At 44.8% G+C, this 24,306-nt stretch carries 24 protein-coding genes and 3 tRNA genes; 23 read left to right on the top strand and 4 right to left on the bottom strand.

Features of this window, described 5'->3' with window-relative positions:
• Positions 1-292: 292 nt before the first annotated feature.
• From AA84_RS0116470 to rpsR, 6 genes are all read left to right on the top strand, one after another.
• Positions 293-1,675, top strand: a complete 1,383-nt coding sequence (locus tag AA84_RS0116470) for a glycine--tRNA ligase (protein ID WP_028978127.1) — start codon at positions 293-295, stop codon at positions 1,673-1,675.
• 41 nt (positions 1,676-1,716) lie between these two features.
• On the top strand, positions 1,717-1,944 hold the full coding sequence (locus AA84_RS0116465) for a DUF951 domain-containing protein (RefSeq protein WP_028978126.1): 228 nt from the start codon (positions 1,717-1,719) through the stop codon (positions 1,942-1,944).
• 57 nt (positions 1,945-2,001) lie between these two features.
• Positions 2,002-3,102 carry a redox-regulated ATPase YchF gene (gene ychF, locus AA84_RS0116460; RefSeq protein WP_028978125.1) on the top strand — a complete coding sequence of 367 codons (1,101 nt, stop codon included), beginning with the start codon at positions 2,002-2,004 and terminating at the stop codon, positions 3,100-3,102.
• 108 nt (positions 3,103-3,210) lie between these two features.
• Positions 3,211-3,516: a 30S ribosomal protein S6 gene (rpsF, locus tag AA84_RS0116455; protein ID WP_028978124.1), complete on the top strand. Its 306-nt coding sequence runs from the start codon at positions 3,211-3,213 to the stop codon at positions 3,514-3,516.
• A gap of 30 nt (positions 3,517-3,546) precedes the next feature.
• Positions 3,547-4,065 (top strand): single-stranded DNA-binding protein, encoded by a 519-nt coding sequence (ssb, locus tag AA84_RS0116450; protein ID WP_028978123.1) that lies wholly within the window; start codon positions 3,547-3,549, stop codon positions 4,063-4,065.
• A 35-nt stretch (positions 4,066-4,100) separates the two neighbouring features.
• Positions 4,101-4,331 (top strand): 30S ribosomal protein S18, encoded by a 231-nt coding sequence (gene rpsR, locus AA84_RS0116445; protein ID WP_028978122.1) that lies wholly within the window; start codon positions 4,101-4,103, stop codon positions 4,329-4,331.
• A gap of 604 nt (positions 4,332-4,935) precedes the next feature.
• Here the strand turns inward: rpsR and AA84_RS0116440 are convergent.
• The 4 genes from AA84_RS0116440 to AA84_RS0116425 form a co-directional block, all read right to left on the bottom strand.
• Positions 4,936-5,505 (bottom strand): DUF420 domain-containing protein, encoded by a 570-nt coding sequence (locus AA84_RS0116440; RefSeq protein WP_037564048.1) that lies wholly within the window; start codon positions 5,503-5,505, stop codon positions 4,936-4,938.
• A gap of 171 nt (positions 5,506-5,676) precedes the next feature.
• A complete protein-coding gene (locus AA84_RS0116435) occupies positions 5,677-6,324 on the bottom strand; it encodes an HD domain-containing protein (RefSeq protein ID WP_028978120.1) in 648 nt (215 codons plus the stop codon).
• Between the two features lie 45 nt (positions 6,325-6,369).
• Entirely contained in the window at positions 6,370-6,846 is a 477-nt protein-coding gene (locus AA84_RS0116430; RefSeq protein WP_028978119.1) for a chemotaxis protein CheW, read from the bottom strand.
• 97 nt (positions 6,847-6,943) lie between these two features.
• A complete protein-coding gene (locus AA84_RS0116425; protein WP_028978118.1) occupies positions 6,944-7,879 on the bottom strand; it encodes a cation diffusion facilitator family transporter in 936 nt (311 codons plus the stop codon).
• Between the two features lie 481 nt (positions 7,880-8,360).
• Here AA84_RS0116425 and AA84_RS0116420 point away from each other — a divergent pair, with 481 nt between their 5' ends.
• From AA84_RS0116420 to AA84_RS0116335, 17 genes are all read left to right on the top strand, one after another.
• The gene (locus AA84_RS0116420; protein WP_010027209.1) at positions 8,361-9,308 is read left to right on the top strand and encodes a YybS family protein; all 948 of its coding nucleotides are present in this window, start codon (positions 8,361-8,363) and stop codon (positions 9,306-9,308) included.
• Positions 9,309-9,465: 157 nt separating this feature from the next.
• Positions 9,466-11,445 (top strand): DHH family phosphoesterase, encoded by a 1,980-nt coding sequence (locus AA84_RS0116415; RefSeq protein ID WP_028978117.1) that lies wholly within the window; start codon positions 9,466-9,468, stop codon positions 11,443-11,445.
• Positions 11,446-11,889 carry a 50S ribosomal protein L9 gene (gene rplI, locus AA84_RS0116410; RefSeq protein WP_028978116.1) on the top strand — a complete coding sequence of 148 codons (444 nt, stop codon included), beginning with the start codon at positions 11,446-11,448 and terminating at the stop codon, positions 11,887-11,889. It abuts the gene before it with no gap.
• Between the two features lie 105 nt (positions 11,890-11,994).
• Positions 11,995-13,365 (top strand): replicative DNA helicase, encoded by a 1,371-nt coding sequence (gene dnaB / locus AA84_RS0116405; RefSeq protein WP_010027372.1) that lies wholly within the window; start codon positions 11,995-11,997, stop codon positions 13,363-13,365.
• Between the two features lie 148 nt (positions 13,366-13,513).
• Positions 13,514-14,800, top strand: a complete 1,287-nt coding sequence (locus AA84_RS0116400) for an adenylosuccinate synthase (protein WP_010027373.1) — start codon at positions 13,514-13,516, stop codon at positions 14,798-14,800.
• 242 nt (positions 14,801-15,042) lie between these two features.
• Positions 15,043-15,116 (top strand) — tRNA-Met (locus tag AA84_RS0116395).
• Between the two features lie 4 nt (positions 15,117-15,120).
• A tRNA-Asp gene (locus AA84_RS0116390) sits at positions 15,121-15,196 on the top strand.
• Positions 15,197-15,203: 7 nt separating this feature from the next.
• Positions 15,204-15,276, top strand: a tRNA-Phe gene (locus AA84_RS0116385).
• A gap of 263 nt (positions 15,277-15,539) precedes the next feature.
• Complete coding sequence (gene yycF, locus AA84_RS0116380) at positions 15,540-16,259, top strand: response regulator YycF (RefSeq protein WP_028978115.1); 720 nt, start codon at positions 15,540-15,542, stop codon at positions 16,257-16,259.
• A complete protein-coding gene (walK, locus tag AA84_RS0116375; RefSeq protein ID WP_028978114.1) occupies positions 16,252-18,066 on the top strand; it encodes a cell wall metabolism sensor histidine kinase WalK in 1,815 nt (604 codons plus the stop codon). Before yycF ends, walK begins: the two co-directional genes overlap by 8 nt.
• On the top strand, positions 18,063-19,379 hold the full coding sequence (locus AA84_RS0116370) for a YycH family regulatory protein (protein WP_081791822.1): 1,317 nt from the start codon (positions 18,063-18,065) through the stop codon (positions 19,377-19,379). Before walK ends, AA84_RS0116370 begins: the two co-directional genes overlap by 4 nt.
• Complete coding sequence (locus tag AA84_RS0116365; protein WP_028978112.1) at positions 19,376-20,182, top strand: two-component system regulatory protein YycI; 807 nt, start codon at positions 19,376-19,378, stop codon at positions 20,180-20,182. The genes AA84_RS0116370 and AA84_RS0116365 overlap by 4 nt, the downstream gene beginning before the upstream one ends.
• A gap of 45 nt (positions 20,183-20,227) precedes the next feature.
• Complete coding sequence (locus tag AA84_RS0116360; RefSeq protein ID WP_028978111.1) at positions 20,228-21,022, top strand: MBL fold metallo-hydrolase; 795 nt, start codon at positions 20,228-20,230, stop codon at positions 21,020-21,022.
• A 216-nt stretch (positions 21,023-21,238) separates the two neighbouring features.
• A complete protein-coding gene (locus AA84_RS0116355) occupies positions 21,239-22,474 on the top strand; it encodes a S1C family serine protease (RefSeq protein WP_028978110.1) in 1,236 nt (411 codons plus the stop codon).
• A gap of 516 nt (positions 22,475-22,990) precedes the next feature.
• On the top strand, positions 22,991-23,470 hold the full coding sequence (gene rlmH / locus AA84_RS0116350; RefSeq protein WP_028978109.1) for a 23S rRNA (pseudouridine(1915)-N(3))-methyltransferase RlmH: 480 nt from the start codon (positions 22,991-22,993) through the stop codon (positions 23,468-23,470).
• 182 nt (positions 23,471-23,652) lie between these two features.
• Positions 23,653-23,970 carry a response regulator gene (locus AA84_RS19690; protein WP_081791821.1) on the top strand — a complete coding sequence of 106 codons (318 nt, stop codon included), beginning with the start codon at positions 23,653-23,655 and terminating at the stop codon, positions 23,968-23,970.
• On the top strand, positions 23,951-24,295 hold the full coding sequence (locus AA84_RS0116335; protein WP_028978107.1) for a hypothetical protein: 345 nt from the start codon (positions 23,951-23,953) through the stop codon (positions 24,293-24,295). Before AA84_RS19690 ends, AA84_RS0116335 begins: the two co-directional genes overlap by 20 nt.
• Positions 24,296-24,306 lie beyond the last annotated feature (11 nt).

Genomic DNA, 24,306 nt, shown 5'->3' with positions numbered 1-24,306 from the left:
TCTGTCTTTTTAATGGAAAATAGGATATACTATGTATCAGAAAATTATTGATCAATACCTTTAGGCGATGAAAGAGAAGAGTACCTAGCGATGCCGTATGAAGCGATTCAGGGAGGATGGGAGCCTGATTGCGACAGCTGGGGAAGGCACTCTTGAGCTGCGATCGAACAAAAGTGGGTGCAACGATGCACCAATTAGGGTGGAACCGCGTGAGCAAACAAAAGCTTTCGTCCCTAGGCAAGAGCCTAGTGGATGAAAGCTTATTTTATTTTTACTAAGGGAGCTTTGAGACATGAGTAAATCAATGGAACAAATTGTGAATCTCGCAAAACAGCGCGGGATTATTTTCCCGGGTTCAGAAATTTATGGAGGTTTGGCGAATACTTGGGACTATGGTCCAATCGGCGTTGAACTCAAAAACAATGTAAAAAAAGCATGGTGGAAGAAATTTGTTCAGGAATCGCCCTATAATGTCGGCCTTGATGCGGCGATCCTGATGAACCCGAAGACTTGGGAAGCATCGGGACACATCACCAACTTTAACGACCCAATGATCGACTGTAAAAAATGTAAATCGCGATTCCGTGCAGATAAGTTGATTGAGAGCACGATTCCCCAGGAGGAATTACCGGGACCGGTTGACGGCTTAACCTTTGAAACGATGAAAAAGCTGATCGAAGCGCATCAAATTCCTTGCCCGGATTGCGGTGCACATGAGTTTACTGAAATTCGTCAGTTCAACCTAATGTTTAAAACCTATCAAGGCGTTACCGAAACGGCAAAAGATGAAATTTTCCTTCGTCCGGAAACAGCGCAAGGTATTTTTGTCAACTTCAAAAATGTTCAGCGTACGATGCGTAAAAAGATTCCGTTTGGGATTGGCCAAGTCGGAAAATCGTTCCGCAATGAAATTACACCAGGTAACTTCACATTCCGTACCCGCGAATTTGAACAGCTTGAATTGGAGTTTTTCTGCAAACCTGGCGAAGATAGAAAGTGGTTCCAATATTGGCGGACATTCGGCTATGAATGGTTGAAGTCTTTAAATGTAAAAGAGGAAAATATTCGTCTGCGCGATCATGAGAAAGAAGAACTTCCGCATTACAGTAATGCGACGACCGATATTGAATACTTATTCCCATTCGGTTGGGGCGAATTGTCCAGTCTGTCCTCGCGTACCGACTATGATCTGCGTCGTCACATGGAAGTGTCCGGTCAAGATCTCCAGTACATTGATCAAAACAATAATGAGCGGTATATTCCTTATGTCATTGAACCGTCGCTCGGGGCCGACCGTGTCACGCTTGCGTTTCTTGCCGAAGCGTATGATGAAGAAAAAATCAGCGATAAAGATACACGAACGGTGCTGCATTTCCATCCGGCATTGGCGCCATATAAAGCTGCCGTACTGCCGCTGTCGAAGAAGCTTGGTGAAGAAGCCATGGCTATTTATCAAGATCTTGCAAAAGCATTCATGGTGGATTACGACGAAACTGGATCGATTGGCAAACGCTACCGGCGTCAAGATGAGATCGGCACACCGTACTGCATTACTTATGATTTTGACTCAAAAACAGATGGCAAAGTAACGGTACGGAACCGCGACACGATGGATCAAGTACGGCTTCCGATCAGTGATCTTTCAGCATTTCTTAAAGAAAAAATCGCATTCTAATTAGGATACTCTTGTGACCATGCCTTGAAAGGGGAAGGACTATGCCGAATCAACGAATCAATTTTGACTTGAATGACGTTGTTGAAATGAAAAAGCCTCATCCATGCGGCGAAAATAAATGGAAGATCATTCGCATGGGTGCGGATATACGCATTAAATGTCTCGGTTGTGGGCACAGTGTCATGCTTCCAAGAAGCGAATTTCAGCGCAAAATCAAAAAAATTCTTGAACACGGCGTTAAAGCAGAAGAAAATGACGAACGCAAGTGAAAGAAGTAAACTAGAACGGGTAAGCACTCGGAAGATAACCCAGGGGGTTGAACGCAAATGAGTTTGACAACAGGTATTGTTGGTTTGCCGAACGTCGGAAAATCGACTTTGTTTAATGCAATTACGCAAGCTGGAGCAGAAATGGCCAATTACCCATTCTGTACCATTGAACCTAATGTCGGTATTGTCAGTGTGCCCGATGCACGACTGGATCGTTTGACGGAAATGTACCATCCTAAGAAAACGATCCCAACGACCTTTGAATTCACCGATATTGCAGGATTAGTTAAAGGCGCCAGCAAAGGTGAAGGACTGGGCAACCAATTTTTGGCGAACATACGTCAGGTTGACGCGATATCACATGTTGTCCGCTGTTTTGAAGATAAAAACATCACGCATGTTTCGGGGAAAATCGATCCCATCGACGATATTGAGACGATTAATCTCGAACTCGTGCTGGCGGATATGGAACAAGTAACTAAGCGAATTGACCGTGTAGAAAAATTAGCGAAACAAAAAGATAAAGCATCGATTATTGAATTCTCTGCCCTTGAAAAGTTGAAAGAGGCATTTGAGGCAGGAAAACCTGCACGTCATGTTAAACTGACCGATGATGAAGAAGCTGCAGTGAAACCATTTAATTTTCTGACCAAAAAACCGGTGCTTTATGTCGCAAATGTCTCGGAAGACGATGTGGCGGAACCGGATCAGAATCCACATGTGCAAGCGGTTAAGGAATATGCAAGAAAAGATGGTGCAGAAGTGGTCGTAATCTCAGCACGCATTGAATCTGAAATCGCTGAGCTTGATGGTGAAGAAAAGAAGGTGTTCCTTGAAGAGCTGGGTCTTGACGCATCCGGATTGGATCGGCTGATCGCTAAATCCTATGATCTTCTTGGGCTTGCTACGTACTTTACGGCAGGAGAAAAAGAAGTGCGCGCTTGGACGTTCCGAAAAGGGACGAAAGCACCGCAAGCAGCTGGCATCATCCATTCGGATTTTGAACGCGGATTTATCCGTGCTGAAATTGTTTCCTATGATGATCTAATCACAGCGGGATCGGAAAACGCAGCAAAAGAAATGGGAAGACTTCGTCTGGAAGGAAAAGAGTATATCATGCAGGACGGAGACATTGTCAACTTCCGATTTAATGTCTGATAAACTTGATTGAAAGAGAAATCTATGGTATTATTTTTACCTATGAGTGAGAAAACTTGCTCTCTGCTCCATAGTGGAGCCGCTTAGTCCAAGGGGAGGTGAATGATAGTGCGCGCATACGAAATTATGTACATCCTTCGTCCGGATCTGGAAGAAGAACAGGAAAAATCCGTTAAGGAAAAGTTAGCTTCCATTCTGACGAACAACGGCGCCGAAATCAAGGAAGTCAAGGAAATGGGCAAACGACGTTTGGCCTATGAAATCAATGACTTGAATACGGGCGTCTACACTGTTCTGTATGTCAATGCAGGCAGCGAAGCCATCAATGAATTTGATCGTCTTGTTAAGATCAACGATGACGTGCTCCGTTTCATGACGATTAAAGACGAACGCAAACCTGAAGAAGCGAAATAATCGACTTGAAAAGAAAGGGGAATGTTCCTGATGATCAATCGCGTTGTTTTGGTTGGGCGGCTGACGAAGAATCCTGAATTGCGTTATACGCCGAACGGTGTCGCTGTAACGAGTTTTACCATTGCGGTAAACCGCCCTTTTTCGAACCAACAAGGGGAACGAGATGCCGATTTTATTCCTGTCGTTGTTTGGAGAAGACAAGCCGAAAATGCTGCTAATTTCCTGCAAAAAGGAAGTCTTGCCGGCGTTGACGGCCGCATTCAGACACGCAATTATGAGAATAATGAAGGCCGGCGGGTTTATGTGACTGAGGTAGTTGCCGACAGCGTTCAATTTCTTGAACCAAAAGGATCAAGAAATAACAATGGTGGTAATTACGCCCCAAGTGCTCCTTCAGCACCGGCCAACCAGCAGCGCGGCGGCTTTGCACCATCGAGCAATAATGCAATGAATGGTGCCGGCCAAGACCAGGGCGCTCCTTCTTTTGATGATCCTTTCGCCGGCGACAGTAAACCGATTGATATATCGGATGACGATCTGCCGTTCTAATGATGCATGCAAAAGAAAATAGGGAGGTGCCGAATATGGCTGTACGTCGTTCTCGTGGCAAACGCCGTAAAGTATGTTTCTTTACGGTTAACCACATTACTTACATTGATTATAAAGACGTTGATCTGCTCCGTCGTTTTATTTCTGAACGAGGAAAGATTTTGCCTCGTCGTGTAACTGGAACAAGTGCGAAATACCAGCGTCAGCTGACCCGCGCGATTAAACGCGCTCGTCAAATGGCTCTGCTTCCGTACACAACGGAATGATCACGAATAAGAAAGAGGTTGGACAGGAATTCGATTCTTGTTCAACCTCTTTTTTGCGGGCAAAGAAAGTTTGTGATTTGGCTTTGCTGGTACGACGATTAGCGGTTATGACATCAATAAGTCAGTTTGTGAGACACGTAAGCGCTCTGGCGCCTGCGGGAGAGCAGGCCAAAGGAGATCCTGCAGATTCCTGCCTGTCTGAGGCGACTCCTGGACGTCCCGCGGCAAGCGAGTAACTGAAGCGATGTTTAAGCATATCATTGATGAATGAAAGCCGCATTCAGAGTAAAAGGAACTTTCCTGATTGTAAAGGAACTTTCCTAAGGGAACTTTCGCTAAGTGCGCATACGTCCTGTATGCAACGCGAAAGCCATCACATCCTGTGAAAGTACGTCCTGTATGCAACGCGAAAGCCATCACATCCTGTGAAAGTACGTCCTGTATGCAACGCGAAAGCCATCACATCCTGTGAAAGTACGTTCTGTATGCAACGCGAAAGCCACCGCATCCTGCGGAAGTAAGGACCGGGCACTTTTTGCTCGATTTTTCTTGCACCATGAAGCGCAAAAATCCTCGCAAATTCTGCGAGGATTTTCTCTTTCGCTTAATAATAAGGTGCCATCATGAGGTACACAATAACGCCGGTCAGACTGACATAGAGCCAGATTGGCATCGTCCAGCGCACAATCCGTTTGTGTTTGTTCACTTGCATCGTCCAGCCCCATACAAGAGAAAGCAGAGCGAGCGGAACGACCAAAGCGGCCAGTGCGCTGTGCGTAATCAAGATAAAGAAATAGATCGGGCGGATGATGCCGACGCCTCCGTAATGCGGCGGCGGGGCAAGGTAGTGAAAGGCCAGATACGAGACCAAGAAAAGCAATGTTGATGTAAATGCGGCAAGAATAAATCCGCGATGAACATTAATTTTCTTCTTCATAATCGCGAGCAGTGCGGCGACAAGAAAAATAAAAGTAAAACTATTAAATACTGCATTAAATCGAGGAAGCAGGTAAACATCAAATCCAATATGCCCTTTATATCCGATGAACGGTGCGAAGAAAAGCAACAGGATCAGCGCGTCTGCAACCATAGAAAAAGAAAGAATGGACACGATGTAACGCTTATTATGGCGCGCGTTGTCTTTGACATCCTGAATGTCCACTTGTTTTTGCATATCAGGCAACCCCTTTTGTCATAAAACAGACACATTTACTTTATCATAGGGAAGATTTGATGGGGAATCAAGCAAAATGTGCTGCCCCATCAAAGATTCAAACCTTCGATGGGGCTGTTGTTTAATCGATGGGCGAGCTAAGAACATTCGGACTGGTATTGCCAAGATGAATTAGTGCCGATGTAGATCATCTTTCAATAAATGCAGGGTTATGGATTTAATGCGTGTATGCGAGGTGATTTCCTCCTCGATCATTTCTTTGAGAATCACATCAATGAAATAGCGTACGGAGACCATATCATTGAACTGTATAATTGAGGAAAGGGCTTCTTTATAGATCTGAAAGAAAAGTGGTTCTGGATTGCCCTTTTGGATCTCACCATAGGATTCATAGAGCAGATCAATTTTATCGGCAACAGCCAGAATCCGTCCCTCAAGCGAGCGATCTTTTCCTTCTTTAAAGCGTGCTTCATACTCCGAGCGAAACGGTTCCGGAAATTCTTTATCCAAATATTCCTGCGTCATTGATCCTTCAACTTGAGAGAACAACTCGCGAAGTTTCGGAAGAGCGTACTTCACGGGCGTCTTAATATCACCGGTAAACAGTTCGGAATAGTCGTGGTTGATTGCTTTTTCATAAACGGTTTTCCAGTCTATATTTTGTCCGTTTTCAGCTTCGACTGTTGCGAGAAATTGAACAATGGTCGCCACTTTAAATGAGTGACTGGCTACGGAATGTTCTTGATATTTAAAAACACCTGGACAGCGGTAAATGCCTTCCAGGTCCGATAAGCTTTGAAAATATTTATGAATCCCCATAAACAACTCCTCCTGTTAAAGGTTGTTCCTTCATTAAAAAATCAATCAGTGCACCGCAAGATAGCCTAGTTGCTCACGCTGTTTTGCATTCAGTTCTGACGTGTAAGCAATGACGCGCGCAATAGAAAGCAGCGGCAATTCCCGATCTGCTAAGCGAATTTGCCCGCTTACCAATTGCTGGAGTACCGTCTTGTCGTTTGCAGGGGCGCTGACTTGATCGGAAGTGAAGGAAAAAGTGTCGCCGACGGAGTCAATGTAGATGGCAATACTTTTTTGACCCGAACGGCAGATGATGTATTTTTTATCTTTATTCGTAAAAAGACTCGGCGATTCATGTAAAACAGAGTGCAAATCCACAAGCGGAATAATCGCTCCTCTTAATGAAATGAGTCCCGTAAAAAAGCAGTGTGTCACAGGTACACTCAGAACAGGAACAGGCTCAATAACTTCCTGAACGTCATCAATCGATACGGATAGTTCTTCTGTGCCAACAAATACAGTAATGCCAATTTGTTCATCCATTGTATGTTCACCTCGGGGTGGAAATCTTTAGCCGCGACTAAGCGTTAAAGATCTCTCTAATTCGTTACTAATACTATAAACGAAAAAGTGAATTTCGTCATTTCTGATCCAAGTGAGGGACAGAGTCCGGTTCCACTAATTCCTGGTCTTCGTACCAAGGATTAATATGAATCAATACTTCTTCAACATCTGGATAGGCTTGCAACATCTTTGAGCGTATGGCTTCGGTTAAGTCATCCCCTTCCTGAATGGTGTAGGAACCTGGGATGCGAATTTGCGCATCAATCAATACGGCATTCCCGTGTTCACGGGCACGGAGAATGTCTATTTTTTTGACTTCAGGAAAGGAGAGGATCACGGCGCTGTACTTTTCTTGGGTCGTTGCGTCAACACTGCTCTCCATTAATACATTCGATGCTTTGATAATCATGATTACCGCAATTCGAAAAATCAAAAGTGAGACCACAATACCGGCAAGTGGATCACCGTAGTGGGTGTAAGGAATATGCAGGATGCTTCCAATCCAGCTAATGCCCAAACCAATGGCTGCAGCAATCGATGCATAAATATCGGCAAGGTGATCCGATGCTGTCGCACGCAGACTCTTGCTGTGATAACGTACGGCGGCTTTGTTTGTGTATCGATACAATAGCCACTTCCATAAGGCGGATACAAGCGCTGCCCCGAATGCCCAGACACTGATTGGTGAAGCAGGGGCAAAGAGCGCTTTAATCGCTTCAAAGGTGAGAAACAAGGCCGCAGCAATCAGAATAATCGAGATAAAGGCTGTGGACAGATCCTCTGCCTTGCCGTGCCCGTAGGGGTGTTCGCGATCTGCCGGGTGGTTAGAAAGTTTCATGGAACCGATTGTTGCAATTGAGGCGATCACATCGCCCCCGTTATGGACGCCATCGGCGACAAGTGCGGTGCTATGGAAAACCAATCCAAAGATCAGTTTAAGCAATGTCAGAAGTAGGTTGCTTACCAGACTGACCCATGCGGTAAGCAATGCTTTTGGGCCTTCATAGGTCATAATGATTCACGCTCCTTAAATTGTTTGCTTGAGGCAATTTAGGAAACAGAAAAGGCAATCCGCACGCGGATCGCCTTTTTAAAAATTTATTTGTAATGGTTTGTACGCCCATGGGAATACCAGCTCTCGCTCATCCATCAAAAAGGCCGCCGGGAATAGAAACAGGCGAAGATAAGATGAGGATTATAATAGTGAAACGCTTACTTACGCAGTAAATAACAGTTTTATTATATGAATCTGATCAATAAAATGCAAGAAACAACTTGGTCTTTAAATCAAAAGTGTTTTTGTATTATAATGAAAGGCATGGGATTTCCCGCTTATTTTGTCGATGTTGGGAAGCGCTTGCGCTGATGCAAAATCGTCATTCCCCATTCTCTTCTCTGCCTGTATTTGGGGCATTTGGGCATAATGAAGCCCATACGAACGTGTTTAAAGGCGGTTGTTCAAACCGTCCAGCCTAAGCCTGAGGGGTGTCATTATGACTGATCGAAACGTTCTGCTTCGCGGGGCGCTTGCTGTGATTTTATTATATTTGTTGCTTGTTTTTACCTTTTTCGTACCGTATTTGTCTTTACTTTCGATATGGTTGATTCCACTTCCGTTAATGTATCTTGGCGCAAAAGACGGTTGGAAAGCATCACTATGTACATTCGCGTTGGGTGTTCTGTTCTTGGTTTTTGCAGATCATTCGCTCTATTCGCTATTGCCAATTTTCTTCATGATATTAGGTGGGGCGCTGGGTTACATGTTGCAGGCAAAAAAATCCGCATTTGCCTTGCTACTTGCCGGCAGCCTGACCAACATTGTCGTGCTGATCGTTTATTTGGCAATTTCCGTTCTGGCTTTTCACTTTAACCCGGTAACTGTTTTCCAGTCGAATCTCAATGATTCGCTCAATCAAACCATTCAGCAGATGCAGCCGATGATGGAGCAAAATGCAGATGAACTAATGGCGCAAATTCGGACGCAAATGAATCATTTGCTTCTTCTGACGCCGGTGATCCTGATCATGGCCGGAGTTTTCTATGCCTTCATTGTGATTTTAATTGCCTTGCCGATTTTACGCAAATTAAAGATTGATGCGCCGCGCTGGGTGCCGTTCCGTCTCTGGCAAGTGCCGAGAAGCATTATCTGGCTGTATCTGGCGGTTCTTTTTATCGGCTGGTTCGGTATCGATCAGGAAACGCCACTGTTTACAGCTGTGCTCAATATTGATGTGATTTTACAAATTCTGCTTGCAGTTCAGGGACTCAGTTTGATTTATTACTATGCGCATATGAAAAAATTCCCGTTAATTGTGCCGATTACACTAACCATCCTCATCGGTATGTTTGGATTCTTGCTACTGCAATTGGTACGTATATTGGGTATAATTGACTTGGGTTTCGATCTTCGCAAGAGGATTGGTCGAAAAAGTCATAATTGATCTGGCCGTTTCAGTTTTGCGAGCAAACGGTAACGGCTGTTTGTGCACGCAAAATGAAGCATGATGACGTGTACTGCCTTATGATCATTCGTTTTTAAAGGAATGTTTTGAGGCGTGACCGTAGCATTTTCATGCGGCCTGTGGGAGCTGACACATTTTGGCGAATCAATTTAAACATCGGTGGCGCGGCGATTTTTTGATCGTAATCGGTCTCCTTTGTCTACTGTTTCTTGTCTTTATTGCTTTCTTAAATTGGCTGCTGTCGCTCGCCGGACTTGTGCTTCTGATTCTGTCGGTCTCGTGGTTCTTGGTCAATGAGCGACAATTTGACAGGGAATTGGTTCAATACGTGGCCGGTTTGTCTTACCGGATAAAAAAAGTCGGCGATGAAGTATTACTGAATATGCCGATCGGGATTCTGCTCTATGATGAATCAAACCGGGTCGAGTGGTGCAATACTTCCCTGAATGCGATTGCTGATGAAGAAGCACGAACCGTGATCGGCCGCCCGTTGAGCGAGATTTCCGAACAGTTGGTGAAGCTGATTGCTTCGGATAACGAATCGACGATTATTTCGATTAATGATCGCCAGTACCGGGTGCGTTTAAGACGTTCGGACCGGCTGATTTATTTTAACGATATCACGGATACGTTGGAAATTAAGAAGCACTACTACAATGAAAAAACGGTTCTGGCTCTCATTTTCCTTGATAATTATGATGAAGTGACGCAAGGTCTGGAAGATCAGGTGCGCAGTACAATTAATAACGAGACGACTTCTATTATTAAAAATTGGGCGACTGAACACGGCATTTACTTGCGCAGAACTGCTTCAGACCGCTTTCTAGCTGTTTTGAACGAACGGTTGCTTCAGGCAATTGAGGATGAACATTTCTCGATTCTGGACAAGGTTCGAGAAATCACCGTTCCGCTCAGTCATATCCCGTTGACTTTGAGTATTGGCGTCGGTGCGGGAAGCACTTCTTTGGAAGATTTGGGGAGCTACGCGCAATCTGCTTTGGACTTGGGTCTTGGACGCGGCGGCGATCAAGCGGTAATCAAACGTCCGGATGGTGATGTTCGTTTCTACGGCGGAAAATCAAACCCGGTTGAAAAACGCACCCGTGTACGTGCTCGCGTGATTTCACATGCGCTGTCTGAATTGATGCTGGAAAGCGATCAGGTTATGATTATGGGCCATCAGGCACCTGACCTCGATTCAATTGGCTCGTGCATCGGTATCTTGAAAATAGCCCATGCCAATGGGCGGAGCGCCAAGATTATTATGGATGATGCGCACAATGTCTCCGGGATTTCCAAACTCATTGAAGAATTGAAAAAGCAGAAAAATTTATGGTCCAATTTTATTACCGCAGAACGTGCGGCGGATCAGATGACCAAACGTACCTTGATGGTTGTGGTGGATACGCATCGACCGTCCATGGTTGCCGCGCCATCGCTGCTCGCTGATGTACATCGCGTCGTTGTCATCGACCACCATCGGCGCGCAGAAGAATTTATTAAAGATTCCGTTTTGGTCTATATGGAGCCTTATGCATCCTCAACAGCTGAATTGGTTACAGAGCTACTTAAGTATCAACCGAATGAACGGCCGCTTGACGTCATTGAAGCAACGGCAATGCTCGGTGGTATCGCGGTGGATACGAAAAATTTCACGCTGCGCACCGGTTTTCGAACATTTGATGCCGCTTCGTATTTGCGCGCACATGGCGCCGATACAATACTGGTGCAGAAATTTCTCAGTGATGATTTGGATCAATTCAATCAGCGGGCAAAATTGATTCGAAAGACCGAATTATATAAATCGAATGCTGCAATTGCAGTGGGTGAAGCAGATCAAACCTACGATCAGGTACTGCTTGCGCAGACAGCCGATACGTTACTGATGCTGGAAGGGATCCGGACTTCGTTTGTCATCGGCAAACGCAAAGATGGATTGATTGGTGTCAGTGCCCGGTCGCTTGGCGATATGAATGTTCAGATCATTATGGAAAGCTTGGGCGGCGGCGGTCACTTAAATAATGCGGCGACTCAGATGGCGGACATCACGCTGGAAGGGGCCGTGGATCGCGTGAAAAAAGCGGTCGATTTGTATCTTGAAGGAGGTTTGTCCTAAATGAAAGTGATATTCTTGAAAGATGTCAAAGGAAAGGGAAAAGCCGGTGAAATTAAAGAGGTTTCCGAAGGCTATGCACGCAACTATCTCCTCCCCAAAAATGTGGCAGTAGAAGCAAACAAGGGGAGCTTAAGCATGTTAAATGCGCAAAAAAAGAAGCAAAAAGAACGCGCAGAAAATGAACGCAATGGGGCAGAAGCACTCAAAGCAAAAATTGAAAAAATGACGATTGAGCTGAAAGCAAAATCCGGTGAAGGCGGTCGGTTGTTCGGTTCAATTACCAGCAAACAAATCGCGCAAGCCTTGAAAAAGGCGGATATCAGCATTGATAAACGCAAAATTGATTTGCCGGAACCGATTCGGACACTGGGCTTTACCGACGTACCGTTGAAGCTTCATCCGAAAGTTCTTGCTAAGGTAAAGGTTCATGTCACTGAAGAATAAGCCTTGAATCCGCCCGGCGCGTCTGTGCGTTTGGCGGATTTTTACGGTTATTACTGTGCATTGAGAGATGCGTGTGAAACCGGAATTTTCTAAAGGAGGAGCGACATGAGTGACTTATTTGCGGATCGGATTCCGCCCCATAATATGGAAGCCGAACAGGCTGTTCTCGGCGCCGTTTTCCTAGAACCTTCATCGGTGATCACTGCGTCGGAAGTGTTGATTCCTGAAGACTTTTACCGCACAAGCCACCAGCTCATTTTCTCCGTCATGCTTGAGCTTTCGGAAAAGAATGAACCGGTTGATGTTGTCACGGTCACCAATGCCCTTCAGTCCTCGAAGCGGCTGGAAGAGGTCGGCGGCGTTTCCTATCTCGCCGAACTGGCCGATTCCGCACCAACCGCTGCAAATATCGAGTACTATTGTTCGATTGTGGCGGAGAAAGCAACCCTTCGCCGTCTGATTCGAACAGCGACGCAAATTGTTTCCGAGGGCTACACAAGCGAGGACGGCATCGAAACCGTGCTTGATGATGCGGAGCGCAGGATACTGGAGGTTGCCGAAAGAAAGCGCAGCGGTGAATTTCAGGCCATTAAAGATGTTTTGATGGAAACATACGATAACATTGAAATGCTTCAGAGCAGGCAGGATGATGTTACCGGGACACCGACCGGTTTTCTGGAACTCGATCGGATGACAGCAGGCTTTCAAAAAAGCGATCTGATCATCGTCGCTGCCCGTCCATCGGTCGGAAAAACGGCTTTTGCGTTAAATATTGCTCAGAATGTTGCCATTAAGAATGAGGCCAATGTGGCGATATTCAGTCTTGAAATGGGAGCCAAACAATTGGCGATGCGTATGTTGTGTGCAGAAGGGAATATTAATGCGCAAAAACTGCGAACCGGAAAGCTGGAAGATGAGGACTGGCAAAAGCTGACGATGGCGATGGGCAGTCTGTCACGTGCCGGCATTTATATCGATGATTCCCCTGGTGTGCGGGTCAACGATATCCGTTCAAAATGCCGCCGCCTGAAGCAGGAAAAAGGTCTGGATATGGTTGTCATTGACTATCTTCAGCTAATCATGGGCTCGGGGAGTTCCGGCCGTCAGGAAAACCGGCAGCAAGAGGTCTCGGAAATTTCGCGAATGTTGAAACAGATGGCCAGAGAACTAGACGTCCCGGTTATCGCGCTGTCCCAGCTGTCCCGTGGTGTCGAAGCACGTCAGGACAAGCGGCCGATGATGAGCGATATCCGTGAATCCGGAAGTATTGAGCAGGATGCCGACGTTGTTGCCTTCTTATATCGCGATGATTACTACAACAAGGAAAGCGAAAAACAGAACATCATTGAAATTATCATTGCCAAGCAGCGAAACGGTCCGGTTGGTACGGTGGAATTGGCCTTTGTTAAAGAGTACAGCAAATTCGTGAATATTGATCGGAAACACAGTGATGAGGATGTTCCGCGTGGTGCATGAGTAGAATTATATCGTGAATCCGAATAAAAATAATTATAACCCTGTTAATGTTCGTGTCCACATTGACTTTTCAAGCAATTACCTGTTAGACTAGACAGTGGCTTTAGTGAACTAAAATATTATTTTTTAAAAGTTGGGGGCTAAATGAATGTCTTCTGTTGTTGTTGTTGGCGCACAGTGGGGCGATGAAGGAAAAGGCAAGATTACCGACTACCTTTCGGAAAACTCGGAAGTAGTATCGCGCTACCAAGGCGGAGATAATGCCGGGCATACCATTGTTTGGAACGGCAAAACCTATAAATTACGGTTGATGCCGTCAGGGATCCTATACAGCGAAAAGATCTGCGTTTTGGGCAATGGTATGGTGATCAATCCAAAATCGTTGTGCAAGGAACTGGATTATATGATGGAAAGCGGTGTGCGCACGACGAATCTGCGGATCAGCAATCGCGCGCATCTGATCCTCCCGTACCACTTGAAACTGGATATGCTCGAAGAAGAAAGCAAGGGCACATCCAAAATCGGCACAACACAGAAGGGAATCGGCCCTGCATATATGGACAAGGCGGCACGTGTCGGTATTCGGATGGCGGACCTTCTTGAGCCGGAAACATTCCGTGCGAAACTGGAAAAGAACTTGAAAGAAAAGAACCGTCTTCTCGAGAAATTTTATGACAGCGAAGGCTTTGATATTAAGGACATCTATGATGAATATATTGGCTATGGTGAACGCCTGAAACCGCTCGTGTGCGATACGTCCGTTGTTCTGAATGACGCACTTGACGCTGGAAAACGCGTGCTGTTTGAAGGCGCTCAAGGATGCATGCTTGATATTGATCAAGGCACGTACCCATTTGTAACGTCATCCAACCCAGTTGCCGGTGGTGTGACGATTGGTGCCGGTGTCGGTCCGTCAAAAATCAATCATGTTGTCGGCTGCGCGAAAGCTTATACAACACGTGTTGGCGATGGTCCGTTCCCAACCGAATTAGAGGATGAGATTGGCGATCAAATTCGTGAAGTGGGCCATGAATACGGAACGGTAACCGGGCGGGCGCGCCGCGTCGGCTGGTTTGACAGTGTGGTTGTCCGCCATTCACGCCGTGTCAGCGGTTTGACGGATCTGTCCCTTAACTGTGTCGATGTTCTTACCGGACTTGAAACGGTAAAAATCTGCAAAGCTTATAAATATAAAGGCAAGCTGATTGAAGAGTTCCCGGCAAGTCTGAATGTCCTTGCCGAATGCGAACCGGTCTACGAAGAAATGCCTGGATGGAAAGAAGACATCACCGGAGCAAAATCATTGTCTGAACTTCCGGCGAATGCGCGTCACTATATTGAACGCATTGCACAACTGACTCAAGTCGGTTTGTCACTGTTCTCTGTCGGTCCGGACCGCACACAAACCATTGAGGTGCGCAATCCATTTCGCTAATCAGAAAATAAAAGAATAAAAAATCACGTCATGGCTATCCTTTAAAGGCCATGGCGTTTTTACTTTCCGGCATAACGCAAAGGCTGTGAAACCAATGCGCGAGGCGTAGGTAAAGGTTCAAGATTTGCTCGTTTTTCCGAATAAAGAGTAGACCTTCTCAGAAAAAGGGTTGCAAATGCATAAAGACCGTGTTAAAATATTTCTTGTGCCGCAAAAAGACAAGCATTTGCAGCTTATATCATCGCGGGGTGGAGCAGTCTGGTAGCTCGTCGGGCTCATAACCCGAAGGTCGTAGGTTCAAATCCTGCCCCCGCAATTATGGATCCGTGGTGTAGGGGTTAACATGCCTGCCTGTCACGCAGGAGATCGTCGGTTCAAATCCGATCGGATCCGCCATTATTATGGCTCGATAGCTCAGTCGGTAGAGCAGAGGACTGAAAATCCTCGTGTCGGTGGTTCGATTCCGCCTCGAGCCATGTTCTCCAAACATAAGCGTTTACCGCACTTTATAAAACGTACTTAAACAGGACAAAATCCTTGAGGTAATCAGGGGTTTTGTCCTGTTTCCTATTTCTGGTTTTATGACATTGTCTCAAGGAGTGTGTTAAAATATAAAAGAATTTATCTAAGAAAAGCGGCAGATGAATGAAGAACATGCCGCCAATAAAACGAACAACGATTGCGAAAGAATAATTGCACGGGAAATAAATCACAAGAACGTACAAGGAGTCTGCTCATAATGGAAAATAAAATTCTTGTTGTTGATGATGAACAGCCAATTGCTGATATATTGCAGTTTAACCTGGAGAAGGAAGGATACGAAGTTGTTTGCGCGTACGATGGAGAAGAAGCGCTGAAAAAGGTTGAAGAAGAAAATCCGGATATGATCTTGCTCGATGTGATGCTGCCGGTCAAAGACGGTATGGAAGTGTGCCGTGAAGTAAGAAAAACACATAATATGCCGATTATCATGCTGACGGCAAAAGATTCGGAGATTGATAAGGTACTCGGGTTGGAAATGGGCGCTGATGATTATGTAACCAAACCGTTCAGTAATCGAGAGTTGATTGCACGCGTCAAGGCGAACTTGAGGCGGCACAAACAAGAGGATACCGAAGAGGAAAAGAAACAAGTCAACAATATTGAGATCGGCGATTTAACCATTCACCTCGATGCCTATGTCGTCACCAAGCGGGGGAAAGTGATTGAATTGACGCACCGGGAATTTGAACTGCTTCATTATTTAGCGGAACACATCGGCCAAGTCATGACCCGTGAAAAGCTGCTGCAAACGGTATGGGGCTATGATTATTTTGGGGATGTACGGACGGTCGACGTCACGGTAAGACGATTGCGTGAAAAAATTGAGGATAATCCGAGCCGACCGATGTGGATCGTTACTCGGCGCGGGGTCGGCTATTATCTAAAGGAACCCAATCAGGAGATCAGTGATGAATAAGGTTGGCTTTTTTAAATCAATACAGTTCAAGGTGGTCTTGATTTACACGCTGCTTATTTTGCTTGCCATGCAGTTGATCGGTGTCTACTTTGCCGATCGCGTCAAGACAATTACTCTGGATAGTTTTGAAAACTCACTTGAGAGCCAAAGCCAGCTGATTGCATGGAATGTTGGCGAAGCGATTCGTCAAGCGCAAGAGTCAAATGTGGAAGATCCGAATCATGTGGCAGATCAGATTCAGAACCAGCTCTTGGAGATTGATGCCAACATCCGCGAGATTGAAGTGATTGACGATAATATGGTGATTGTTGCAGCCGATGAAAAGCATCGCGATGCCGTTGGCAAACGGACCACAAATCAATTGGTCGTTCAAAACCTTTCATCCACTTCAACGAATAAATTTCGGCGTGCCGACCGGTCGAGCGGTGAACGTATCGACATTGTGACGACACCGATTATGGTCGACAACCATCGATATGGGATGCTTTACGTAGAAAAGAGTTTTGAAAATGTCTATGAGCAGTTGCAGCAAATCAACCAGATCTTAGCCACTGCGACCATTTTTGCACTCTTGGTTACGGCTATCTTAGGCTTTTTCTTGGCGAGGACAATTACACGGCCACTCGTTCAAATGCAGCGGCAGGTCATGGCGGTTTCTCAAGGAAACTTTACCCGAAAAGTACAAATGACCGAACCGGATGAGATTGGGAAACTGGCCACGTCGTTTAATAACATGACATTGAAACTGCGTGAAGCCAATGCAACAACCGAATCGGAGCGGCGCAAATTAAAATCCGTCTTGACGTTCATGACCGATGGCGTCATTGCAACGGATCGAAAAGGCAATGTCGTGCTGATGAATAATCGCTCTGAGCAGCTGCTTAATGTGTACCGTCATGATGTGACCGGAAACTCGATTCTGGATTTGTTAAAGATTCGCAAAGACTATAAAATTATGGATCTCTATAATATGGAGAACTCGATCGTGCTCGACTTCAGTACGGATGATGAGACGATCCTGCTGCGCGCCAACTTCTCTGTTGTAAAAAAAGACAGCGGACTGGCTAATGGATTAATTGCCGTCATTCATGACGTTACGGAGCAGGAGCAAGTGGACATGGAACGTCGCGAGTTTGTTGCCAATGTGTCGCATGAATTGCGCACACCGCTGACCACAATGAAAAGCTACCTCGAAGCGCTTCAGGATGGCGCAGTGGAAGATCCCGCCCTGGCAAGTAAGTTTCTCGGTGTGACGCAGCGAGAAACCGAACGGATGATTCGGCTTGTGAATGATTTGCTGCAATTGTCTCGTCTTGATTCTAAAGACTATAAAATTCATTTGGAACGTACGGATTATATCACTTTTTGCCAAAGTATCATGGATCGATTTGAAATGTCGAAAAAACAGAATATTGAATTCGTTCGCCAATTTCCAAAGGGGTCTTTTTATGTTCTTATTGATCGGGACAAACTGACCCAGGTCATCGATAACATTATTTCGAACGCGATTAAATATTCGCCGGAAGGCGGCATCATTACATTTGCAATTCGGCGTAGAGGCAATAAGATCCGCTCAATGATCAGTGACCAAGGTGTCGGCATACCAAAGGAAAATCTGCCAAAGATTTTTAATCGCTTCTACAGAGTTGATCGTGCCCGTTCGCGCAAATTAGGTGGGACAGGTCTTGGACTTGCGATTGCCAAAGAAATGGTAGAGGCTCAAGGCGGAGAAATCTGGGCGGAGAGTGATTGGAACCGCGGGACAACCATTCATTTTATACTCCCACTCGATAGAAGGGATTCATGATGCAACGAGAAATCTTTAAATCGATATTGCTTGGTGTACTGGTCTTGGCCAGTGTTGTGATGACATCCAACATACTGTTCTATAAATCGGATTTTGAAAAGTACAAACCGAATTCAACAAGTCAGGTTGCAATTGCCGAGTCCCGTAAATTTCCACAAGTCATTCGCCCCAATTTGATGCTGGAACGAAATCAAAACGGGCGGTTTGGCCAAAACAGCAATACGGACATTCAAAAGGTCTATTCCTTGCTGCGGCAATCTGTATTCAGCGAAATAACCGGCAGCGCGTCGAGTCTTGAGGATGCCGATACGCCGCATTATACACTTGTGTTTCCTGCACCACTGACCTTTGATGCGCTGGGAAGGGTTTTTCAATTTGATTCGAGCAAGTCTGTCAGTGCAAACCATATTCCGGTTGATCGCATTGATATTTTTGGCTCAACAGACAAGCAAAATGTGATTGCTGTTTTTTCTTCACCGGATGAAAAAAATAAATTTTATACAACCGTTGATCATTTGAATTTTGAAACGTTGCAAGGTCTGTATGCCAAGGCGGAACTTCGCCCGTATGACCGCTTGTCTTTGAGAGATAAGGTTGCTTATCTGCCCCAGGGGAAAACGACAATGCACGCAGAAGTGACCTACTTTGAGCGGGTTTCTTTAGAGGAATTCATTCCAATACTTTTTCCTGATCCGGACAATGTGTTTGCTGTGCGCGGGAAAACCGAGTACACAGACAGCGGACGGCAGCTGGAGCGGACAAATAATATTGTTCAGTATGTCAATCCAGGGATTGTGAGTTCGACAGAGCAGAATAAGGATCCGATTCTGGTCAGCTTTGATTGGATGAATCAAATCAAATTATGGACGAATGACTTTATCTATCAGGGTGCATCATTGAAGAATTATCGCGGCGACGGAACCGTTTCTTTTCGAATGACGCTAGGCGACTACATGGTTTTTAACACGGATTACCCGAATTGGTATTTGAGCATGATTGAACTCAGCTGGAAAAGCGGGGAGCTCAATAGTTATAAAGGGACGCTCCTTGAATTGAATCCCGTTGATACTCAAGGATCGATTATGCTTAGTTCCGCGCGCGATGTACTCGATCAATTAAAGCAGGCGAATGTACCGGTCAACCGGATTGAAGATCTATGCATTGGGTATGAACTGAAGAGCCCGTCCTCAGGCTCAGGACAATCGATCGTGGCAGCGCCAGACTGGTTCTATAAAATCGGGGATCGCTGGAGTTCAGTAACGAAAGAACTGATCCCTTCTCAAATGAACAATGGGAAGGAGGATCCATCATGAATTGGAGCCGAACAAAGTCGATTTTCATTATTTGCTTTCTGCTTCTTGATGTGTTTCTTGTTTTTGAGATGTACATGCGACAGCAAGATGAGAACTTTGTCAATTATCATGATGAGTCGCAGCGCTATAATTATAAACTTGAAACGGTTATTCCAACAATGCCCCAAGACATTACTTTTCTGCGTGGTACACGTATGGATTGGAGCCGAAACAAAGACCAACTGGTTCAGGTAGCAGCAAAAGGCAAGGTACGGGAAAAGCAGGGGTTTGCGCTTGATCAAAATAATCTGCAGCTGGTCAGTACGTTCAAACGGCCGATTTCGATTGGGCATATTGACAGTGAAGATGTTCAGCAAGATTTATTAGGCAATGTCTATCAGGGTCAGGAATATAAGTATTGGCCGTTTACATCGAGCAGCACGGAGATTAAATTTGCGCAAACGTACCGTGGCCGTCCGGTTTATATTAGTACACGAAATAAATTGCAAATGCTTGATTTTACCATTGAGGATAACAAGGTTACGGGATTTAAACAGAGCTATTTTTCACTCACGGAAAAAAATAAAGTTGACCCGATCAATGCGGAACAGGCAATTAATAGCTTGGCAGAGCGAACCGATCTGGTCGGCTATAACCGGCTGCATATCAAAGCCATTGAACTGTGTTATTTGAATACCGTTGGCGATGAAAGTTCGGAACCGTTGATCTTCGTTCCGGCATGGCATTTCGTGGTTCATACGGTAAATGGAACGAGCGATTACTTTGTTAATGCAGTATCAAGGAATGTACTTACCATTAAATAAGCAATCGATTGTGTGACGGATTAATCACCCTTGGGAGGGGTAACGGTGCCATTTAAATTCAGTGTTTTAGCAAGCGGAAGTACGGGGAATTCTCTTTATATTGAAACGGAGCAGCGGCGTTTGCTTATTGATTGCGGACTAAGCGGCAAGAAAATGGTTGAACTACTTGGACAGATCGACCGTCGCCCGGAAGATATTGACGCGATTTTAGTCACTCATGAACACAGTGACCACATTAAGGGACTGGGCGTGTTTGCGCGTCGTTTTCATACACCGGTCTATGCCAATCAGAAAACGTGGCGGGCGATGTCCTCAGGCATTGGAGAGATTCCGACGGAGCAAAAGTTCGATTTCGAAGCCAATACAACGCAGGATTTCAACGATTTGTCCGTTGAATCGTTCTCCGTTTCACATGATGCAGCGGATCCAATGTTCTTTGTTGTTCATCAGGGTGAGAAACAGCTGACCCTTGCAACCGATCTCGGCTATGTTTCAACGCACATCAAAGGATTAATTCATAATTCAGATGCCTATGTGATGGAGGCGAACCATGACACGGAAATGCTGATGATGGGGCGATATCCATGGAGCGTCAAACGACGGATTTTGGGCGACACTGGCCATATTTCAAACGAAGAATCGGGAGTCGCACTGACCGAAGTCTTTGGTGATCACACCAAACGGATATATCTTGCTCACCTAAGCAAGGACAACAACATGAAAGAGCTGGCGCGTATGAGCGTTGGCCAGCATTTAGAGCGGTTGGGACTTAAATTAGGTCGTGAGATTGGTCTGTATGATACCGACCCGGATCATTCGACGAAACTGACTGCGGTTTAAGGTTTAATTGCAGCTACAATTGGCTATTCTTTACATAGAACAATGGGATTTTTGCGCTCCTTTTAAAAATAGTCACATAATTTTCAAGCAGTTCCTAATCAGTGGTAAATTATTGGTAAAGAAAGTTGTATGAATCATCAGCACGGTTGGCTGCTCAGGAGGCAGTGTGCTCAAACTTTTGATGCATTTTCTTTATGATACAGAGGAGGAATAGGTATGGGGTATTATGATGAAAACCATGAAAATGATCAAGACTCAAAAGAAAATGGCCATCAATCGAGAGAAACCCATGTACGCGGCGGATGGTTTCTCTCGGGGTTTATCGGCGCGATCGTCGGCATGGTCTGTCTTTTGATCTTTGCTCCAATCCTATCAGATCTGGGTGTTTTCCCTTATCAAGTCTCAACAGGCGCTCAGAATACCAATAATGTCGGGAATACCACCTTTAATCGGCAGATGAACGTTAATGTGACCTCATCGGTTACTGAGGCAGTTGATAAAGTTTCGCCTGCAGTTGTCGCGGTCATTAACCTGCAAAAGGCTAACTTCTTTGACAACAAGTACACGGAATCAGGAATAGGATCGGGAATTATTTATAAAAAAGATAATCAATATGCCTACGTTGTGACGAATAATCATGTGGTTTCCGGCGCGGAAAAAGTAGAAGTGCGGCTAAATGATAATGTCAAAACAAATGCGACCGTGTTGGGAAAGGATTCTCTGTACGATTTGGCGGTACTGCGTATCTCGTCAAAAAACGTGAAATCAGTTGCTGAGTTTGGAAACTCCTCTAAATTAAAACGTGGCGAGCCGGCGATTGCGATTGGCAACCCGCTGGGATTCTCCGGCTCTGTGACACAAGGAATCATCAGCTCGACTAATCGTACGATTCCGGTTGAGAGCAATAATGCTTCAATTGAAACCCAGGTGTTGCAAACCGATGCAGCCATCAACCCAGGCAATAGTGGCGGTGCATTGGTTAACATTGCCGGTCAGGTTATCGGCATTAATTCGTCGAAGATTGCATCAACCGGTACCGGAAGCAATGATGACGTTGAGGGCATTGGCTTTGCTATCCCGATCGACTTTGCCAAAACCGTGATCGAGAAACTGGAAACAGGTGGAAAGGTTCAGCGTCCGATGCTTGGCGTCAGCATTGTTGATCTGACGATGGTGCCGAATGAGGAAGTCAAGCAGCTGCAGCTGCCGTCCAGTGTTAAAACCGGACTTGTGGTCACCGATGTTCAAAGTTCGAGCCCGGCAGCAAAGAGCGGTCTTGAAGCCGGTGATGTGATTACGGAAATTAACGGGCATAAAATCAAGAGTTACATTGAGTTCTCCACGTACATGTACACCGAGCTGAACGCCGGTCAAAAAGTCACGATCAAGTATTATCGAATGGGAAAATCACATACGACGCAATTAACGCTCGGCAGCAAAACATTCTCATAATTAGCAAGATGAATAGAGCGGGTCCAAGACGAAAGATCTGTCTTTGGACCCGTTTTCTTTTTGGTGTTTATAAACAGGAGGATAACCAATCAGCGAAATGGATGTGTACAAAACAATGGAGATTTGTGGACAACTTGTGTGCATTGTTGAATAGATATCCACAAGTTATGCACATTTGGGGTTAAATTGTTTATAACTCTGAAAATTCATCACATTGATTATGTTAAAATAGGGATGTTTGAGTGCCACAGCTAATACGAAAAGCTTAATCGATAGGCTAAGGAAGCATCGTCAGTCTTTTTTCAGATGTATGGTGAAGGAATCGAATAAAAAAATGAAAATTCGACAAAGTTTGAGTCATTTTGATAGAAAAAGTTATCCACATACGTCGAAAAACAACTTTTTTTGCCGTTCTATATCTTGTGGCAAACGAATGCTTCCATACAGAATATAGAAAATTTCTGTGGATATGTGCATAAGTTTTGTGTATAACTTAGAGTAAGGTTGGGATAAGTTGTGAATATTAGTCTTTTAACCGTCGGAAAACTAAAGGAAAAGTATTTTAAGTTAGGGATCGAGGAATATGCAAAAAGACTCGGCACCTATGCAAAAGTCAGGATTATTGAAGTCCCTGATGAAAAAGCACCGGAAAATTTATCGGAAGCAGAGGTCACACAGGTAAAACAGGCAGAAGGTGAGCGGTTGTTGAAAAAACTGCCGGACAACGCTTATGCAATTGCCTTAGCGATCAAGGGCAAACAAATGCCGTCTGAAGACTTTGCCTCAAAGATTCAAGATCTAGCAACGTATGGGCACAGCGATATCGCCTTCATCATTGGCGGTTCAAACGGACTCAGTGATGACGTACTTAAACGTGCCGACTTTCAGCTCTCCTTCTCTCAGTTTACCTTCCCGCACCAGCTGATGCGACTGATCCTGATTGAACAAATTTATCGCGCATTTAAAATTATGCGCGGAGAACCGTATCATAAGTAAGTGAGGTTTTTGTAGAATATAAAATAAAGTTTAAAAATTGAATAGTCAAATCTTTTCTGGTTTTATCGTTTCTTTAGATATTTTAGATCGAGCCCTCGTTTTTTACCTGCGGCTTCCCAATAACTGATAAGCATCTTCTTTAGCAACTCTTCGATCGGCAGAATTGGAACTGTCCGTCCGATATTGAAACTTTTAGAGAGGGTCAGTCTTTTTTTGAGAGTAAACACCTTGAAAAACCGGGGAAACACATTGTTCTTCTGGAGAACATACTTCCCCGAATAACTGGCCCTGAAATTGTTAAGCAAATTAGGGAAAATTACTCCGATGTTACAGTTTCGATCATGATGTTTTCGGGAAGAAAAAGAGAAGAAGATGTGCTGAGCGCATTTAAATTTGGGGTCAATGATTTTATGGAAAAGCCAATCAGGATCCATGAATTGACTGTAAGAATGATGAACATGAAAAAAAGGATGAGCGAACTTGTTCCTTCCTTCAATTAAATTAGTTGCCTATGCGGTGATTGCTTTGTTCTTTATGCTGTCGGCTCTTTTTATAATTCTGGTCATTCATAAAATTTATGCGAACCGTAGTCAGGCTAGTATTGAACAACTAAAAAGAAAGATACAGCCTCCAATTTTTCAGAATTTATTTGGGGAGGCTGAAGATTCGCTGAAATATTTTAAGAAAAAAAGACTGTTTGATGATGCGATCCTTGAATTGTTAAAAGAAATGAACAATCAATTCGATTTAAACCTGAATTATTCACCGCTTGCCGTTTTTTCGGGATTTTGCTCACCAGGATGCAGCCAACCTGATTTCACTTGATTTTTTGAATG

The sequence above is a fragment of the Sporolactobacillus terrae DSM 11697 genome, assembly GCF_000648615.1.
GTDB lineage: Bacteria > Bacillota > Bacilli > Bacillales > Sporolactobacillaceae > Sporolactobacillus > Sporolactobacillus terrae.
This window is presented reverse-complemented; position numbering and strand designations above follow the sequence as displayed.

What these genes read in the sequence shown, in the direction of transcription:
- AA84_RS0116470 (WP_028978127.1), top strand. Translation starts at nt 293, where the DNA reads ATGAGTAAATCAATGGAACAAATTGTGAATCTCGCAAAACAGCGCGGG.
- AA84_RS0116465 (WP_028978126.1), top strand. Translation starts at nt 1,717, where the DNA reads ATGCCGAATCAACGAATCAATTTTGACTTGAATGACGTTGTTGAAATG.
- ychF (WP_028978125.1), top strand. Translation starts at nt 2,002, where the DNA reads ATGAGTTTGACAACAGGTATTGTTGGTTTGCCGAACGTCGGAAAATCG.
- ssb (WP_028978123.1), top strand. Translation starts at nt 3,547, where the DNA reads ATGATCAATCGCGTTGTTTTGGTTGGGCGGCTGACGAAGAATCCTGAA.
- rpsR (WP_028978122.1), top strand. Translation starts at nt 4,101, where the DNA reads ATGGCTGTACGTCGTTCTCGTGGCAAACGCCGTAAAGTATGTTTCTTT.
- AA84_RS0116440 (WP_037564048.1), bottom strand. Translation starts at nt 5,505, where the DNA reads ATGCAAAAACAAGTGGACATTCAGGATGTCAAAGACAACGCGCGCCAT.
- AA84_RS0116435 (WP_028978120.1), bottom strand. Translation starts at nt 6,324, where the DNA reads ATGGGGATTCATAAATATTTTCAAAGCTTATCGGACCTGGAAGGCATT.
- AA84_RS0116430 (WP_028978119.1), bottom strand. Translation starts at nt 6,846, where the DNA reads ATGGATGAACAAATTGGCATTACTGTATTTGTTGGCACAGAAGAACTA.
- AA84_RS0116425 (WP_028978118.1), bottom strand. Translation starts at nt 7,879, where the DNA reads ATGACCTATGAAGGCCCAAAAGCATTGCTTACCGCATGGGTCAGTCTG.
- AA84_RS0116420 (WP_010027209.1), top strand. Translation starts at nt 8,361, where the DNA reads ATGACTGATCGAAACGTTCTGCTTCGCGGGGCGCTTGCTGTGATTTTA.
- rplI (WP_028978116.1), top strand. Translation starts at nt 11,446, where the DNA reads ATGAAAGTGATATTCTTGAAAGATGTCAAAGGAAAGGGAAAAGCCGGT.
- dnaB (WP_010027372.1), top strand. Translation starts at nt 11,995, where the DNA reads ATGAGTGACTTATTTGCGGATCGGATTCCGCCCCATAATATGGAAGCC.
- AA84_RS0116400 (WP_010027373.1), top strand. Translation starts at nt 13,514, where the DNA reads ATGTCTTCTGTTGTTGTTGTTGGCGCACAGTGGGGCGATGAAGGAAAA.
- yycF (WP_028978115.1), top strand. Translation starts at nt 15,540, where the DNA reads ATGGAAAATAAAATTCTTGTTGTTGATGATGAACAGCCAATTGCTGAT.
- walK (WP_028978114.1), top strand. Translation starts at nt 16,252, where the DNA reads ATGAATAAGGTTGGCTTTTTTAAATCAATACAGTTCAAGGTGGTCTTG.
- AA84_RS0116370 (WP_081791822.1), top strand. Translation starts at nt 18,063, where the DNA reads ATGATGCAACGAGAAATCTTTAAATCGATATTGCTTGGTGTACTGGTC.
- AA84_RS0116365 (WP_028978112.1), top strand. Translation starts at nt 19,376, where the DNA reads ATGAATTGGAGCCGAACAAAGTCGATTTTCATTATTTGCTTTCTGCTT.
- AA84_RS0116355 (WP_028978110.1), top strand. Translation starts at nt 21,239, where the DNA reads ATGGGGTATTATGATGAAAACCATGAAAATGATCAAGACTCAAAAGAA.